Origin of the sequence: uncultured Salinibacterium sp., assembly GCF_963974405.1 — a bacterium.
Classification (GTDB): Bacteria; Actinomycetota; Actinomycetes; order Actinomycetales; family Microbacteriaceae; genus Rhodoglobus.
In genome coordinates this window covers 72,000-87,854 of record NZ_CAXBBH010000003.1, presented here as the reverse complement: position 1 = coordinate 87,854, position 15,855 = coordinate 72,000, and the positions used below count along the sequence as shown (strand labels likewise).

The window sequence follows — 15,855 nt, the reverse complement described above, 5'->3', positions numbered from 1 at the left end:
CCGCTACAGCGACGCTATGAGAGTGCGATAGAACGCGATTCCGTCGACGTAGCTGCTCACGAGCATCCGCTCATTGCGGGCGTGCAGAGTGTCGCGAACTTCGCGCGCCATGGCAAACGGGGTGAAGCGGTAAACGCCGTTGCTGATGCGGGTGAAATGGCGGCTGTCAGTCGCGCCGTTCTGAACGTACGGCGTCACAATCGTGCCGGGAAAACTCTTTTCGATTGTTGACCGCAGTAGCTCCCACGCCAGGCCCGTCGTGGCAGACACCGGAGACGGCTCACCGGGGGAGTCGACCGAAATGCGAACGCGCTTGTCGTTGATGGTGCGCGTCACGTGCGCGAGAGTCTTCTCCAAGCTTGAGTTCACGGCGATACGCACGTTGATGACGGCACTCACCCGCTCCGGCAGCGCGTTGACGGCGTGGCCACCTTCGAGAATCGTCACCGCTTGAGTGGTGCGCACCATCGCGGCAAGTTCATCACTCTTGCGCACCAAGATGGGCACGAGCAGGGGTTTAGTCCACGCCACATTGCGGAGCAAAAATCCCGTGACGCCCGTCGCGTGTTCGCCAAGCAGGCGCATGAGATCTGCTCCGGTCTCGGTCAGCTGCGACGGGAACGGTCGAGAATTGAGCCGCACGAGAGCCTGCGAAAGGCGTACCGCTGCAGAAATCTTAGGGGGAGTGGAAGCATGCCCGCCCGACTGGTCAACAGTCAATCGCAGGGTCGCTGCGCCTTTCTCGGCGACACCAACGACGGCCATCGGAGCATCCACTTGATCGAAGACATCGTCGACGATTGCGCCGCCCTCATCAAGCACCAGAGTGGGCTTCACGCCGCGGCTCTCCAGCAGATCGACAATTGCAGAGGCGCCAGTTCCGTGCGTTTCTTCGTCGTGGCCAAAGCACAAATAGATGTCTTGAGCGGGAACGAGCCCCGCCTCAAGTTGTGCCTCAACTGCCTCAAGAATCGCGACAACCGACCCCTTGTCGTCCAAGGTTCCTCGGCCCCAGACGAGTTGTTCTTCGTCTTTGCCGCTCAGTTCCGCCGCGAAGGGCGGCCTCTTCCACCCTTCATCGGTCGCCGCAACGACGTCATAGTGGCCCATGAGCACGGCAGGTTCCGTTGATGCTCGACCACGCCACCGAAACAGCAGCGAATAGTCCAACACCGTTTCACGCTCAAGTCGGCTGTGGCACAGTGGATACAGCTTGCGCAAGGTGTGGATGAAGCGGTCGAACTCAGCCCACTGGGTCGTGGAAGAATCCACTCGGGAAATCGTCGGGATTCGAACGAGCTCTTGCAGATGTTCGACAGCCAAAGCACTCTTCATACCTCGACTCTAGCGAGCACCGCGCGGCGCTCGCTCATAGCCTCGAGGAACGGAAACGGAGACACCATGACAAACACAGCGCAGCGACGCCCTCGAGCGAGATCAGGCGTGAGGCTTGTGGCGCGGCTTGTGGGGGCGATCGCGGTGGTCGTGGCGCTCGGCGCAGCACCTCTCGCGGCGACGGCGGCCGAGCATCCTGTGGGTCTCACTAGCGAACGCCAGGCGGCGACAAGCATCGTTCCGCAGAACCTTGATGACTTTGTCTTTGACAGTTACGACGCCGAGTTTTTTCTCGATCGAGACGACGAGGGCCACTCGACACTCCTGACCGTAGAGAGCTTCGTTGCTGTCTTTCCTCCCCAGCAAAACCGGGGAATGCGCAGAGCGATTCCCGACTCATACAAGGGAGAGCCGGTTGATATTCGAGACATTTCTGTCACGGATGAAACGGGCCAGCCGCGCGATTTCGACGTTGAGTACGACGAGGGCTTCGCCCTGATCACGAGCGCGTCAGACTCATTTGTGGAAGGGGCGCAAACCTATGTGTTCACCTACACGCGATCAAATGTGACGCGGTTCGCTGCTGACACAGAGGCCGACGAGTTCTATTGGGACACCGTCGGCACAGGATGGAAGCAGCCGTTCGGCTCGGTCACCGCCACCGTCCACTTGGGAGAAGGGCTCAGCGACGCCGTGAAGGCTGCGCCCGATTGCTATGTGGGCGCGGAGGGGTCAACGGAGACGTGCGAGATCACTGAGCGTGATGCTGACACGTTCGTTGCCAGTAGCCAGTCGCTTGGGCCCGGTGAGAACGTGACCGTAGCGTTCGGATTCGATCCCGGCACTTTCATCGCTCGCGACAGCTCCTATTTCGGTTCCGCAGCAGGATATTGGCAACCGCTTGGCCTTATCGGCGCAATCGGAGCACTCATCTGGGCGTTCATTATTCGACGAAGTGCGCTTGCGGATGCCGCAGGCAGGCCGACCATCATTGCCGAATACGCGCCGCCCCGTGACACCCCCGTTGTCATATCGGCCCTCGTCATCAAGAAGGGCGCCAAAGCGATTGCCGCGCAGATTCTGGACTTCGCTGTGCGCGGCAAGCTTCGTATCCTTGAACAAGAATCGTCGGGAGTGTTTTCCTCAGGTACCAGCTATCGACTTGAACTGGTCGATCCCACGGGAGTTGACGGCCATCAGCTGACGATTCTGCGAGCTCTATTCGGCAAGTCGCTGCAGCATGGCGCGATTCGCGATATGAAAAAGGCAGACGCCAAGCTCAGCCAGAAGCTTTACAAGCTCATAGCGAAAGAGCGCTCCGGGCTCACGAGTGCCGGATACCGTCGCAAAGTTCGAGGAACTGCCTATCTGCCGCTCATGGTCTCAGCCATTGCCGTCGCCCTTTCGATTTTCTTGGGCATTGCCCTATTCTCGGGCTCCTACGGGGGTGCGATTCCCTTTCTCATCATCGTCGCGACGGTAATAGCGGCAGTGATCACCGTGGGACTACTTTCGCGATCACCGCTCACGGCTCAGGGCGCTGAGCTGCGCGATCACTTGGAGGGACTCGAGTTGTACATCCGGCTGGCAGAGGCCGATCGACTGCGAATGCTGCAGAGCCCAGAAGGGGCACTGCGAGAGCGAAACGACACGACGGGAGAAGTGGACGTTCTCAAGGTTTATGAGAAGCTCCTGCCGTATGCCGTTCTGTTCGGACTCGAAAAAGAGTGGTCGACAGAGCTCAGCCGCTACTACACGGAAAGCTCGCCTGACTGGTATCACGGTGCAGCTGGATTTAACGCTGTGCTTTTCGCCTCGAGCATCTGGACGTTTTCTGCATCGGTGGCGAGCTCATACTCGGGTAGTTCGTCCAGCAGCTCGAGCGGAGGTTCCGGCGGCGGTGGATTCTCGGGCGGCGGTGGAGGCGGCGGCGGAGGCGGCGGGGTTTAGTCTCCCTGCTGATGAGGCGAAGCGGCGAGGCGAAGCGGGCTGCGGCGCCGCACGCTGAGCCGTTGTCCACGAGTGTGAACCCGCGCTCCGACTGGCGGGTATATTCGAGAGCGTGAGTGCAACGTATCCGAATCGTCCCCGACGCGTTGCGTTGCCCGCCGCTATTCTCGCGGCCCTCGTGCTTCTGGTCGGTGCTGGAATCATCGGCACCGAGATTTTCACGATCGTGCGTTACGTCGTTAGCATCCTCGCCCTCATTTGTGTTGTTTTGGTCTGGCAGGCGCGCCAATGGTGGTGGGCGATCGGTCTCATTCCGATTGCGATTCTCTGGAATCCGGTGGTGCCCATCGTGATCGAAGAGACTCAACTCTTCGCCGGATTGCACTACACGGCGGCCCTCGTCTTCATCGCGGTAGGCATTGGCGCGCGCGTCACCGACGCAACAAGTCGAGGTTAATTCGCCCCAATCGCGCACTCGCGGCCATTTCTGCGTACACTAGATAACGCATCCCTTGAGACCACCAATCGCATCGCAGTTGGGTCTGGCTCACTCGAGTGGAAGTTGTCGCTCAATTGAAGTTCCCTTCGTGGCAGCATCTACTCGTTCTACGTCTCTGAGTCGTCGTACCCACAACTGAGCCGCTTGCCTAGCGCCAGGAGAATAATTGACCAACTCGTCAAAGACCGAGTCCTCACAGCGCAACAAACGACCCAAGAATTCAGGTCAGCGCCAAGGTGGAACCCAGCGCCGACGCGCACGTCCTGGGGACGACACCGGTGTCATCCCCGTATTGGCTCGTGCAGCGCGCGAGGTCGAAACTGCCGTGCAAAAAGGACCGCTCAAGCCAACTAACCGCGCACGCTTTCAGGTCGCCGCACTGCTGCTGCGCGAAGAGCGTGCGCGAGTGAAGACAGATGCCACTCTCACGGAGTCTGAGCGTGCAAATGAACAAAAGCGGCTCGATGGTCTCGCGGGCATTCTGGCCAAGACTGCGGCTCGCGACACGAGCCTGCTGTCGATGTTGGGGGAGGCGGCCCCGATTACCCCGGCAGCTAAAGCGCTGCGTCGGGATCTCTTGCTCGCCGCGGGTGTTGAACTGAGCCCAGACGAACTCATCATCTCTGACGAGCCGAAGCCCGTCGACAAGCAAATTGAGAAGCAGGTCGTGCCGGCATCCGTTCGCCAGATGCAGATGGCTAATCCTTTCTTGGCACCAGACTTCAGCGCGATTGCGCCCAAGCCTGAACACAACAACCGTCTCGCCAACTGGGAACTCATTGAGCCTCTTTTCCGTGCTTTCGAGCACGGTTCCGGTGGCGGAGCGGCATCGATGGAGTTGCCCGAGGCAGAGTCATTGCGCACGCGCGGCGACCTTGAGCTTATGCGACACCAAGCGCGTTTCGTTGAAGTCGTGAAGAAGGGTCACCGCACCTTCTTGCTCGCTGATGAGCCGGGACTGGGTAAGACAGCTCAAGCCTTGATGGCTGCCGAGGCCTCGAACTCCTACCCATTGCTCGTTGTCGTGCCGAACGTCGTCAAGACCAACTGGGAACGTGAAGTGGAGCTGTGGACTCCTGGTCGCAGCGCCACAGTCGTGCACGGAGACGGTGACACCGTTGACGCCTTCAGCGATGTTGTCATTGTGAACTACGAAGTTCTCGACCGTCACGTCGGGTGGTTGGGGCGCTTCGGGTTCAAGGGCATGGTCGTCGACGAAGCGCATTTCATTAAGAACCTCAAATCTGAACGCTCGAAGCACGTGCTGAGTCTGTCGCTCAACATCCGTGCGACGTACCCCAAAGCGCTGTTGATGGCGCTTACGGGAACACCCCTAATCAACTCGATCGAAGATTTCCGGGCCATCTGGCAGTTCCTCGGCTGGATTGATGGTACTAAGCCTCTTGCGCCGCTCATGTCGAAGCTCGAAGAAACCGATCTGACCCCGGCCGACCCCGGCTTCTTCTCCGAGGCTCGCCGTGCCGTTATTGACATGGGAATCGTTCGCCGCAAGAAGGTCGACGTCGCCGCCGATATTCCCGCGCGTCGCATTGCTGATATCCCCGTCGAGCTCGACAACGACCTCGGTCGCTCGATTCGCGCTGCGGAGCAAGCTCTCACCGCTCGGCTCGTTGACCGGTTCACGCGCGTTCGCAAACTCAAGCCTGACGTTGCCGTCGACGATCTCATTCGTGTGGTCGCTCACGCCGAACTCGAAGAGTCGAAGAGCGCGACAACCGGCGAGAACGTCTTCACGATGGTGCGCCGGATTGGTCAAGCAAAAGCCACGCTTGCCGCGGACTACACCGCGCAACTCGCTCGCTCGGTTGGTAAGGTCGTGTTCTTCGCTAAACACATCGATGTCATGGATGCTGCAGAGGCTCACTTCGCGAAGGTCGGCCTCAAGTCCGTCTCCATTCGCGGTGACCAGAGCGCCAAAGCTCGCCAGAACGCCATTGACTCGTTCGCGAATGACCCTGAGGTCGCGGTCGTCGTGGCATCGCTGACTGCGGCCGGTGTTGGGCTCAACCTCCAAGCGGCATCCAACGTCGTTCTTGCTGAATTGAGCTGGACAAACGCGGAACAGACGCAGGCGATCGACCGCGTGCATCGCATCGGTCAAGAGCTGCCTGTTACGGCATGGCGAATCATCGCGGCGCACACGATTGACGCCCGCATCGCCGAACTCATCGATAGCAAGGCTGGCCTCGCTGCGCGAGCTCTTGACGGGTCTGATGACGCTGTTGTCGCGGAGGCGAACATCCAGCTGCAGGCGCTTTCTTCACTGCTGCGTGACGCGATCAAGGAATAGCTGTTTCGTTAAGAAATGGCTTTCTGGCCACAGCTTCTTCTGCGAGACGCTCGTCGAGCGCGCGTACACTTGAAGCGTGATCACAGTGCTTGTGTGTCGCGCCAAAAATCAACGGAGATGAGAAAAACAGTTGAGCAACGCCTCCTCGCAGAACACCGCTACCCGCATCGAATCCGATTCACTCGGTTCACTCGAGGTTCCTGTAGACGCCTATTGGGGAGTGCACACGCTTCGTGCGATGCAGAACTTTCCGATAACTCGTCGTGCTATCTCTGTATATCCCGATCTCGTTCGCGCGCTCGCTCACATTAAGCAAGCGGCTGCTCGAGCTAACGCAGAGCTGGGTGTTCTTGAATCGCGTAAAGCGAACGCTATTGACAAGGCCTGCCAAGAGATTCTCGACGGCGCTCTGCACGCAGAATTCTGTGTCGGCGTCATCCAGGGTGGAGCCGGCACGTCTACAAACATGAACGCGAACGAAGTGATCGCGAACCGGGCTCTGGAAATTTTGGGCCACAACAAGGGCGAATACTCGTTCTTGCATCCCATTGACGATGTAAACCGCAGTCAGAGCACAAACGATGTCTACCCCACGGCAATTAAGCTCGCGATGGTTTTCGGCGTTCATCGTCTCCTGGTCGAGCACCAGCTGCTGTCGGAGTCGTTCGGTGCCAAAGGACGCGAGTTCGTTAACATCCTCAAGATCGGCCGCACCCAGATGCAGGATGCCGTGCCGATGACGCTCGGACAGGAGTTCACGGGGTTCTCCCACACTCTTGAAGAAGATCATGCACGGCTCACTGAGGTGTTGCCGTTCATGAGTGAGATCAACATGGGTGCCACCGCAATCGGCACCGGAATCACCGCAGATCCGCGCTACGCGGAAGCCGTGCGTCGCCACCTCACCGAAGCGACGGGCATCGAGATGAAAACGGCGTTCGACCTCATTGAGGCTACGAGCGACGTGGGAATCTTTATGACCCTCAGCAGTGTGCTCAAGCGATCGGCCGTCAAGCTGTCCAAGATTTGTAATGACTTGAGATTGCTTTCGAGCGGACCGCAGGCAGGTATCGGTGAGATCAACTTGCCTCCCAAGCAGGCAGGGTCATCCATCATGCCGGGCAAGGTCAACCCGGTTATCCCTGAGGTTGTTAACCAAGTCGCCTTCAGCGTGATCGGTGCGGATGCCACAGTTACCGCGGCTGCTGAGGGCGGCCAATTGCAGCTGAACGCATTCGAACCCGTAATCGCTCACTCGATTCTTCAGTCGGTGGCGTGGATGACAAATGCGTGCCGCACGCTGCGGGAGAACTGCATCGACGGCATCACTGCCAATGAAGAACGGCTTGCAGCTCAGGTCGAGTCAAGCGTCGGCGTTGTTACTGCGCTCACGCCGTACATCGGTTACGCGGCGGCGGCGACTCTCGCCCACACGGCTCTCACTACGAACGCGTCGATTGCTCAGCTCGTTGTCTCTGCCGGGCTCATGAAGGAAGAGGACGTCGCACGAGTCCTCACTCCTGAACGTCTCAGCGGTGTGTCGCCCATGACAGCAGCGATTTCTCTTCCCTGGTTGGAAGACGAAGCCAAATAATCTGCGTTCACGCACACAAGAAACCCGGTTCCTCTCGTGAGAGGAACCGGGTTTCTTTTTCCCGTTAGCGGGTGGTGTTGGGTATGCGGCAGCTAGAGGGAAGCGGGCTTGTCTGGCTCGCCATCCTCGTCCTCGTCGTCCTCATCGTCGAGAGGAGCGAGTGCTTCGTCGCGTGCTTTGCCTGCTGTAGTGAAAGCGCGGTCGATGGCGTTCTCGCCTCGTTCGCGGAGCTCCGCTAGTTCCTTGTTGGCGTTCTCGCGAACATCTTCAGCGGTCTCAGCGACTCGCCCGACGGCGCCACGAGCAGTCGAGGAGGCACGGTCTGCCAGTTCTTTGGCTGACTCCTTTGCGGTACCTGCGAGTTCCTTAGCGGTCGTGCGAGCGGTCTCGGCAAACTCCCGAGTGTTCTCGGCGACATCCTTAGCTTTGTCGGCAACGAACCCCGGGGTAGCTTTCGCTACCGCTTCTGCTTTGTCGAGCAAGATGGGCCCTTGAGTTCGGGCGTAGTCTTCCACCGAAGTGCGCGCCTTCGTCACACGAGGGCTTTCCCACACGGCGGTGGCTTTGCCCTTCATCTGGTCGTAGCGTTCACGTCCGGCGCGCGCGCCAACGACGTAGCCCACAGCGATGCCGATACCGAGGATGAATAGTCTGGCGTTCATATCCCCAGCCTACGGCGACCTCGCGCTTCGCTCTACCTAGAGCGGTCGAGATCGCCATAAGTGCATGCACGCGTAGCTCCGCCACGGCGCCCAACGACGGGAGTAGTGGGTCAGAGCGCTTGCCGTGTGGGGGAGTCCCAACTCTCCGGCGCCTTGGCGCACGACCAGGTCACTGCTGAGCATAGTGTCGGGGTTGCCAAGCACTCGCATTGCCATGTATCCCGCCGTCCATGGACCGATTCCTGGCAGTGCCACCAGCTGTGCTGTGAATTCATCGACAGGCGTGGAGACATCGAGCTCCAGCTCGCCAGAGGCGATCGCTTCGGCAACACCCACAATGCTGGCTATTCGAGACCGGGGTCCACGCAGAACCTCGGCGCCGGATGCCGCGAGCACCGCCGCCGTCGGAAACAGCCCTCCGCTGCCCAGCTCAGCAACCACCCGAGCGTGCACGGTGCGTGCTGCAGCGACAGAAATCTGTTGACCGATGAGCGTGCGGAACAGGGTCTCCTCGGTGTCAACGCTGCCCGGCAGTCGCATCCCGGGCACTCGAGCGACTGATGCAGCCAGCGCAGGGTCGTTCGCCAGTGCGTGGTCGATCGCGAGCGAATCGGCGTCGAGGTCGAAGAGGCGGCGCACTCGGGCGACGAGAGGGGCGACATCCGAAATTGTGGCAAGCCGTGCGCTGCAGGTGACGCCCTGTTCGTTGAGTTCCATTCGCACATGTGCGATTCCTCCTGGCAAACGGATCGCGCGCTCTAGACTCGTAGCGGTGGCGGTCTCAATGCCGTCAACGGCGTGGTTGGCGAAAAAGGCCATGAGCCCAACGCCGTCAAATGGTGCCCGCGTCGGCAGCCGCAGCGTCAGTGCCGAAGGCTGCTCTGGAGTGGAGAGTGGGTGTGCTGCGGCACCTCGGCGGGCAAGCGTCCGTAATTGGCTCGGTGTGGTCTCGTAGACCGTCTGAATGGTGTCGTTGAACTGGCGGATGCTCGAGAAACCTGAAGCAAATGCGACATCCGAGATGCTGAGCTCTGTTGCACCAAGAAGAGTGCGAGCCGCTTGAGCGCGGTGAGCGCGGGCCAGCGCGAGCGGCCCAGCGCCGAGCTCAGCCGTGAGCACGCGAGTCACGTGCCGGCTGGTGTAGCCGAGTCGGCTCGAGAGCCCAGCTACCCCGTCGCGCTCGACGACTCCGTCGGCGATGAGGCGCATGGCGCGCGACGCAAGGTCGTCGTTGAGGTTCCAATCGGGGGACCCGGGTACGGCATCCGGTTGGCACCGTTTGCACGCGCGCAGTCCTGCTTCGTGCGCAGCGGCAGCGGTGCGGTAGAAACGAACATTGCGTGGCTTCGGGGCGACGGCGGGGCAGCTGGGGCGACAATAGATTCCGGTGGAGTGCACGCCCGCAATGAACTGGCCGTCGAAGCGTGCATCGCGAGAACAGAGCGCGCGGTACTGCTCATCGAAGCTGAGCGTGGGGGAGAGCATGGTCTTACTCTGCCACCTGCTCGGCGCAACGACCAGCGGAAATCAGACATCACCACCGGCGGCAGCCGGGCGACAATCGCGCGAGGTCACGCCGCGCAAGTGGTGAAGCGACTACAGTCGCAGCGTGGAATCTTCGTGGACAGCCCTCACCGTTCTGGCAGCACTCTGGCTTGTGGCCTTCTCGGCCCAAGTCGCCGACTACGCGACAGCGCGCTTCGACCACTTGCGGCTGGCTCGCGGTGTGCGGACTCGATTGCGCTTGCACCCGGTCGCGTGGACAGTCCCGCTGGCTGGCGTGGGCGTTGTCGCCCTCACTATCTCTGCTGACTGGAGCACCCGAGTGTTTTTCTCGGAGCCATCTAACGTGCCTGCCGCCATCCTCATTGCACTCGGCACCGTGGTCATTGCAGTAGCGATCGTTGCTGTCATCGCGGTTGTTGTCGTGCGCCCTCCGGCTGATAGCTACCGGCTCGTGCGCGATGAGCTTCTCGAATCGTCGGGCTTGCGCATTCACCAAGACCAAGTCGATGAGTTTCGCGCTCGAGTCACCGCGATTGACAATGCCACCAAGGCGCACCCGGCTGCGGATGCCGCAACCGCCGTGGCCGCACTGAAACTGAGCGTGCGCACTCCGCATCGACTCATCGCGCCGGCACTCGCGGTTGCTCTCGTGATAGTTGCCGCCACCGAATCGGCGCGGCAGTCTCTGCCATCGAGTGTTCTGGTCGTCGCCGTTTTCGCTGTCGTCCTGAGCGCCGTCGTTGGCGTCTTAGCTGCTCAGGCTTCGTTGGCTCTTGCGATGTCTGTTCGCTCTACTCAAGACGTCTACCGCGGAGAACTCATGAGCCTGATTGTGGAATCCGAACGCTCGTCGAAGAAGAGAGTTGCAGGGCTCGGTGATCGTGTCACGCGTGCTCTCAGCATTCTTCGTGAGCAGCAAGAGGACACTCAGTAGCGCGAAGTTCTGTCGCTGCCGCACGATAGTCTCGACGTCATGACCGCGAGTGATTCCTCTTCCGTGACGCCTGATTACACGGCGGCATCGGGTCGATCTGCACCTAGCCCCACAGCGGCGTCGGCCGAAATCGCTCACGAAGCGCAGCAACACGAGTTGCCGCCGCACGTGCCGCAGCCGCGCGGGCCTGGCCTTCTCATTCTGGGAATCCTCGGGGTTATCGCGTTGTCGTTCGTGCTGCTTTTTGTTGTCGTCTATGTCATTTCGGGTATTGGAACTGACGCTTTCGCGCTCGGCGGAATACTGGCATTGGTGCCTTTGGCCGTTGTGTTCTTCGCCGTTCGGTGGATCGACCGCTGGGAGCCCGAACCACGACTCGCGGTAGTGTTCGCTTTCCTCTGGGGTGCCGGCGTTGCTGTCTTGCTCGCGCTGATCGTTGGTGCCGAGATAGATAACGTCATCAACGCTCTAGGCGGCCCGGGCCCCGCGTACGACTTCTTCGCTGCGGCAATTCAGGCTCCGATGGTTGAAGAAGCGGGCAAGGCGCTCGGAATTCTGGTGATCTTCTGGGTGGCTCGCCGCCACTTCGATGGTCCTGTCGATGGACTCGTCTATGCGGCGTGGATCGCGGGCGGTTTCGCCTTCACCGAGAACATTCTTTACTTTGGCTCCGAACTCGCGAACCTCAACGACAGCGGAGCGGGCATCCTGCAGATGTTCCTCGTTCGAGGTCTCATGTCACCGTTTGCGCACGTTATGTTCACCGCATGCACCGGAATTGCTTTGGGGCTCGCGGTTCGATCACGCAGCAACGCTCGAAGCGTCGGAGTGTTTGCCGTTGGGCTCACCCTTGCGATTGCACTTCACGCTCTATGGAACGGTGCGCTGTTCTTCGTGAACGACTTCTTTGGCTACTACGCGATTGTTCAGTTCCCGCTCTTCATCGTTGCGATTGTGATTGTCGTGTACTTACGTCGCCAAGAAGCACGAATGACCTACGAAAGGCTTGCCGAGTATGCCAATGCGGGCTGGTTCAAACCGGATGAAGTCTCGGTGCTGGCCACGCCTGCTGGTCGCCGCCAGGCACTCGCGTGGGCTGCTCGCAACAACAAGCGTGCCCAGATGAAGGTGTACATCCAAGATGCCACTCGGCTTGCTTTCGCGCGTCAGCGCATCATCACGGGCCGTGATCAGATCGGCGCGATCGCCGACGAAGCTGTGCTCTTGGGGGCGATCGTCGAAGCGCGTCATGCACTGACGCGGTCATCCCGACCGCACGTCAACTAGCGTGTTCGGGCAACGCAAGGCTTCGGTGTTGTCTGGCGCTGCAGACGCCTAGCGAGTCATACCCAGAAGGAACGGGATGCCCCACGCTGCGAGGAAAATAAAGACGGTGACCACAGAAGCGATCGAGACCCCGGTTTTGAGCCGTTGACCGCGCGGAGCCACCATGTTCATGCTGCGGTCGCCGATGCGCTCGTCCGCGTAGTGCTGAGTCTGGCGGAGTGCCTTGGCTCCTACAGTGTCGGCGATGCCCAGTAAGCGCCGATGAACTGAAGGGTCGACGAGGTCGAAGGGGCGAGGAGAGTAGACGAGCAGCCACTTATCGACCACTTCGACATCAAAGGGTGCTGCGTTGTCGATCAGTAGCGCCATGAGGTCGGGTGTGAAGACGTACAGGGCGTCGCGTTCGTAGGCCCGCGGGCAATAGAGCGTGAAGTGCGAATTGAAATCACCCTCAAGCGCGAGCACCTGGTTCTTTGCAAATGACTGCGGCAGGTTGGTGACACCGAATAATTGGTTGTTGGCGGTGGCGTCCAACACCATGTGGGGAAGCGCGCGATCGAGTTCAAGTGCCATGAACCCCCAGTTGTGTGTTCGACGATTTTTTCCGGATCCCGTGGTGTAGCGGTAGTTGCCATAGTCCAGAGTGCGTCCGTGAACGCTTCGAAAGCGATTGTGAATGGAGCGATTGCCGCCCTGCCCAAAGATGAGTCCGGGATAGCTGGTGCTGCGATCAAGCGGCGAGAAGACAAGTTCATTGTCGTCCGCGAACTTGTTCATTCGGTAGAAGCGCTGCCACGGTCCGCCGCCTTTGCGCCACGTTTTCACCCCAACGGCGATGCTGCTCACGATGACAACCGCGAAGATCAGCGCAACGAAGAGCACCGGGAGGGCAGCGAAGCCCGCGCCATCAATGAAGGCTGCGCGCAGTGCGCTTCCTACGATCGCGACGATAGGGCCGCCGACGAACGTGATGAAGAAGGCGACAACGACTGCAATCAGGATCGCAGTTCCCGTCAGTCGAAGGTTTGAATAGCCGAACAAATCGCGGCGAGCCGACTTGAATTCTGCAACGTCCTGAGGGGCGACGGGATAAATCAGACCCGAGTAGTCGATGGATCGCAGCATTCGACCATCGTAGGGCCGCCACTAAGACGAAGTGCAGCCTCAATTCGGGGGTGATCGCTGCGGTCAGAGAATGTGCGAGCGAGCGGTCACGGGGTGAACAGTGCCTCAGCGAGGCTCAGCCCTAGAGAGACTCAGCCCTAGACAGACTCATCGCCCACCGGTGCGGCACTGCCTGCGACTCAGGTGAGCGATGAGTTTTAACTGATCTCAGCGTGCCACTGAGTCACGCAGAGCGCAAGAGTTAATCGGCGAATTTATAGTCAAAAAGAGCGTACGATTGAAGGTCGCAATTTGGAGAGGACACCGGATGTCATCGAGTGAGCTTGAACGCGAGCGGGCGTACGTCCACGGCCTCTATCGGCGGCTGGATGCGCTGCGAGATGCCGCGCAAGAGCAGCTGGAATCTGTGCGCCGGAGCGCGCCGGGTGGCACCCACCAGAACAGGTCTGAACGAGATGCGTTTGCGCGCATTTATGAAGACCGCATCGGGCAATTGCGCGAAATCGATGAGCGACTAGCTTTCGGCCGTCTTGAGCTTGAGCCCGAAGAGACTTCCGAGAGCGACCCAGAGGGCACTGCTGAGCGCCCAGTGCGCTATATCGGCCGAATCGGGCTCCGCGATGACGATCAGCGGCCGCTCTTGCTCGATTGGCGGGTTCCGCAGGCACGCGCGTTCTATCAAGCGACCGCCGCAACTCCGCTCGGTGCCCGCGCGCGACGCCACTTGCAGAGCAAAGGTCGTGACATCGTTCGCATTGACGACGAGATTTTCGATGCCGAACTGCTCGAAACGGATGCTGCCTCGCTCCAGGGCGAAGCAGCCCTCATGGCTAGCCTCACCGCTGAACGCACTGGGCGCATGGGCGACATCGTGGCGACTATCCAGGCCGAGCAAGATTCCATCATCCGCTCCGAGCTCCGTGGCGCACTTGTCGTGCAGGGCGGGCCAGGCACTGGCAAGACAGCGGTCGCGCTGCACCGCGCAGCGTTCTTGCTCTACTCCCATCGGGAACGCCTTTCGGCATCCGGAGTATTAATCGTGGGGCCATCGCGCTCTTTCTTGCGTTACATCGAAGCGGTGCTTCCTTCGCTGGGGGAAACCGGTGTGGTGCTGGCGAGCCTCGGCCAGTTGTTTCCCGGAGTCGATGCTCGGCGTGACGACGTTGACTCGGTTGCTCAGCTCAAGGGCTCGCTTGACATGGCTGACCTCATAAAGCGTGCGGTTAGGTCGCGTCGTGTGGTGCCGACAGAAACCCAGCGACTTGAGATCAATGGTGAGATTCTGGATGTTCCCGCCGACCTTATTCGTGCTGCTATGCAGAAGGCGTGGGATTCGCACAAACCTCACAATCTCGCTCGGGTGATCTTCAACAAGGCCGCAATCGCTGGAATCAGCCGATTGCTCGCCGATCAGTTGCGCGCCCACGGCAACACAATTGATGATGCTGACCAGAAGTGGCTGCGTGAAGACATCCGCACCGCTTACGACGTGAAGGTTGCGCTCAACACCGCCTGGATGCCCCTGACGCCCGAGAAACTCATCAACGATCTTTATGCGCGACCCAACTGGTTGCGCAGCCTGACGCCCCGGTGGACGCCGCCGCAACGGGATCTGCTGCGGCGCGAGCGCGACGCTCCGTTCACCATCAGTGACGTTGCGCTGCTCGATGAAGCGGCCGAGTTGCTGGGAGAAGTCGACGTAGCGCACACGGCAGCGGAGCGCGAACGCAAGCAGCAGCGCAAGCGTGACGTCGAGAATGCCGCGGCCGCTATCCGCAACATGGGCGTCGACGGAATGATCGACGCTGAGACCTTGGCTGAGGGCTTCGAGGCAAGCGCTGAGCGGGCGACAACGGCCGAGCTTGCCGCCGCTGACCGTTCGTGGACCTACGGTCACATCGTGGTCGATGAGGCTCAGGAGCTCTCACCAATGCAGTGGAGGCTCTTGGCCCGCCGCAATCCGCTGAAGTCGTTTACGATTGTGGGCGATGTCGCTCAGGCTAGCGCTGCTGCCGCTACGAACAGCTGGGGGGCGGCGCTCGCGGCCGATGTCGGCGACCAGTGGCGTCTCGAAGAACTCACCGTCAATTACCGCACCCCGTCCCAAATTGTGGCGGTGGCTGAGGCAGTGGCGCTTGCTCACAATGTATCTATCACTCCGTCGCGCGCAGTGCGCGAGAGCGAGTGGCCGGTCGATGTCACCGTAGTGTCGCCCGAAGATCTTGGGTCTCGCGTCGGTCAGATCGTCGCGGCCGATCGAGAAATCTCCAGCGATGGCACGCTCGCCGTCATTGTGAGTGACTCCTTGACGAGCAGCGTTGTGGATGCGCTGCAGCAAAACTTCGCTGGTGAAGTGGGAGAAGGCGCGGCTGGACTCAACAAGCCGATTGCGGTTCTTACCCCACGAGAATCAAAGGGTCTCGAGTTCGACTCTGTTGTCGTTGTCGAGCCGCAGCGCATCGTTGATGAAATTTCGCGCGGTGCAGCGGCGCTGTATGTCGCTATGACTCGGTCTACTCAACGCCTCAGCATTGTCGCTTCGCAGGGCCTTCCCGAGGGTATTCCCGCCCCCGAATAATGGGCAATCGTGAACGTTGACCCCCACTGGGGTATGCCCAAAAGTGGGGGTTTCGGCGGATTCACAGGTTGGGC

11 protein-coding genes are annotated in these 15,855 nt (G+C 60.2%); 7 read left to right on the top strand and 4 right to left on the bottom strand.

The genetic code is table 11. The features are described 5' to 3' along the window. Positions 1 to 3: 3 nt before the first annotated feature. Positions 4 to 1,335: a M20/M25/M40 family metallo-hydrolase gene (locus tag AACZ26_RS11685; RefSeq protein ID WP_339621771.1), complete on the bottom strand. Its 1,332-nt coding sequence runs from the start codon at positions 1,333 to 1,335 to the stop codon at positions 4 to 6. A 66-nt stretch (positions 1,336 to 1,401) separates the two neighbouring features. Here AACZ26_RS11685 and AACZ26_RS11680 point away from each other — a divergent pair, with 66 nt between their 5' ends. From AACZ26_RS11680 to AACZ26_RS11665, 4 genes are all read left to right on the top strand, one after another. Beyond that, a complete protein-coding gene (locus tag AACZ26_RS11680) occupies positions 1,402 to 3,285 on the top strand; it encodes a DUF2207 domain-containing protein (protein WP_339621769.1) in 1,884 nt (627 codons plus the stop codon). A 112-nt stretch (positions 3,286 to 3,397) separates the two neighbouring features. After that, positions 3,398 to 3,742 carry a DUF6804 family protein gene (locus AACZ26_RS11675; protein WP_339621767.1) on the top strand — a complete coding sequence of 115 codons (345 nt, stop codon included), beginning with the start codon at positions 3,398 to 3,400 and terminating at the stop codon, positions 3,740 to 3,742. 208 nt (positions 3,743 to 3,950) lie between these two features. Further along, positions 3,951 to 6,095, top strand: a complete 2,145-nt coding sequence (locus AACZ26_RS11670; RefSeq protein ID WP_339621766.1) for a DEAD/DEAH box helicase — start codon at positions 3,951 to 3,953, stop codon at positions 6,093 to 6,095. Between the two features lie 130 nt (positions 6,096 to 6,225). Further along, positions 6,226 to 7,689 (top strand): aspartate ammonia-lyase, encoded by a 1,464-nt coding sequence (locus AACZ26_RS11665; RefSeq protein ID WP_339621764.1) that lies wholly within the window; start codon positions 6,226 to 6,228, stop codon positions 7,687 to 7,689. Between the two features lie 92 nt (positions 7,690 to 7,781). Here the strand turns inward: AACZ26_RS11665 and AACZ26_RS11660 are convergent, their stop codons facing one another. Beyond that, positions 7,782 to 8,351 carry a protoporphyrinogen oxidase gene (locus tag AACZ26_RS11660; RefSeq protein WP_339621762.1) on the bottom strand — a complete coding sequence of 190 codons (570 nt, stop codon included), beginning with the start codon at positions 8,349 to 8,351 and terminating at the stop codon, positions 7,782 to 7,784. Between the two features lie 36 nt (positions 8,352 to 8,387). After that, positions 8,388 to 9,836 carry an AlkA N-terminal domain-containing protein gene (locus AACZ26_RS11655; protein WP_339621761.1) on the bottom strand — a complete coding sequence of 483 codons (1,449 nt, stop codon included), beginning with the start codon at positions 9,834 to 9,836 and terminating at the stop codon, positions 8,388 to 8,390. Between the two features lie 124 nt (positions 9,837 to 9,960). Between AACZ26_RS11655 and AACZ26_RS11650 the strand changes: the two genes are divergently transcribed. Continuing rightward, positions 9,961 to 10,791: a hypothetical protein gene (locus AACZ26_RS11650; protein ID WP_339621760.1), complete on the top strand. Its 831-nt coding sequence runs from the start codon at positions 9,961 to 9,963 to the stop codon at positions 10,789 to 10,791. Between the two features lie 39 nt (positions 10,792 to 10,830). Next, complete coding sequence (locus AACZ26_RS11645) at positions 10,831 to 12,078, top strand: PrsW family intramembrane metalloprotease (RefSeq protein ID WP_339621758.1); 1,248 nt, start codon at positions 10,831 to 10,833, stop codon at positions 12,076 to 12,078. A 48-nt stretch (positions 12,079 to 12,126) separates the two neighbouring features. Here the strand turns inward: AACZ26_RS11645 and AACZ26_RS11640 are convergent, their stop codons facing one another. Further along, positions 12,127 to 13,203 carry a hypothetical protein gene (locus AACZ26_RS11640; protein ID WP_339621757.1) on the bottom strand — a complete coding sequence of 359 codons (1,077 nt, stop codon included), beginning with the start codon at positions 13,201 to 13,203 and terminating at the stop codon, positions 12,127 to 12,129. A gap of 307 nt (positions 13,204 to 13,510) precedes the next feature. Here AACZ26_RS11640 and AACZ26_RS11635 point away from each other — a divergent pair, with 307 nt between their 5' ends. Continuing rightward, entirely contained in the window at positions 13,511 to 15,781 is a 2,271-nt protein-coding gene (locus AACZ26_RS11635) for a UvrD-helicase domain-containing protein (protein ID WP_339621756.1), read from the top strand. Positions 15,782 to 15,855 lie beyond the last annotated feature (74 nt).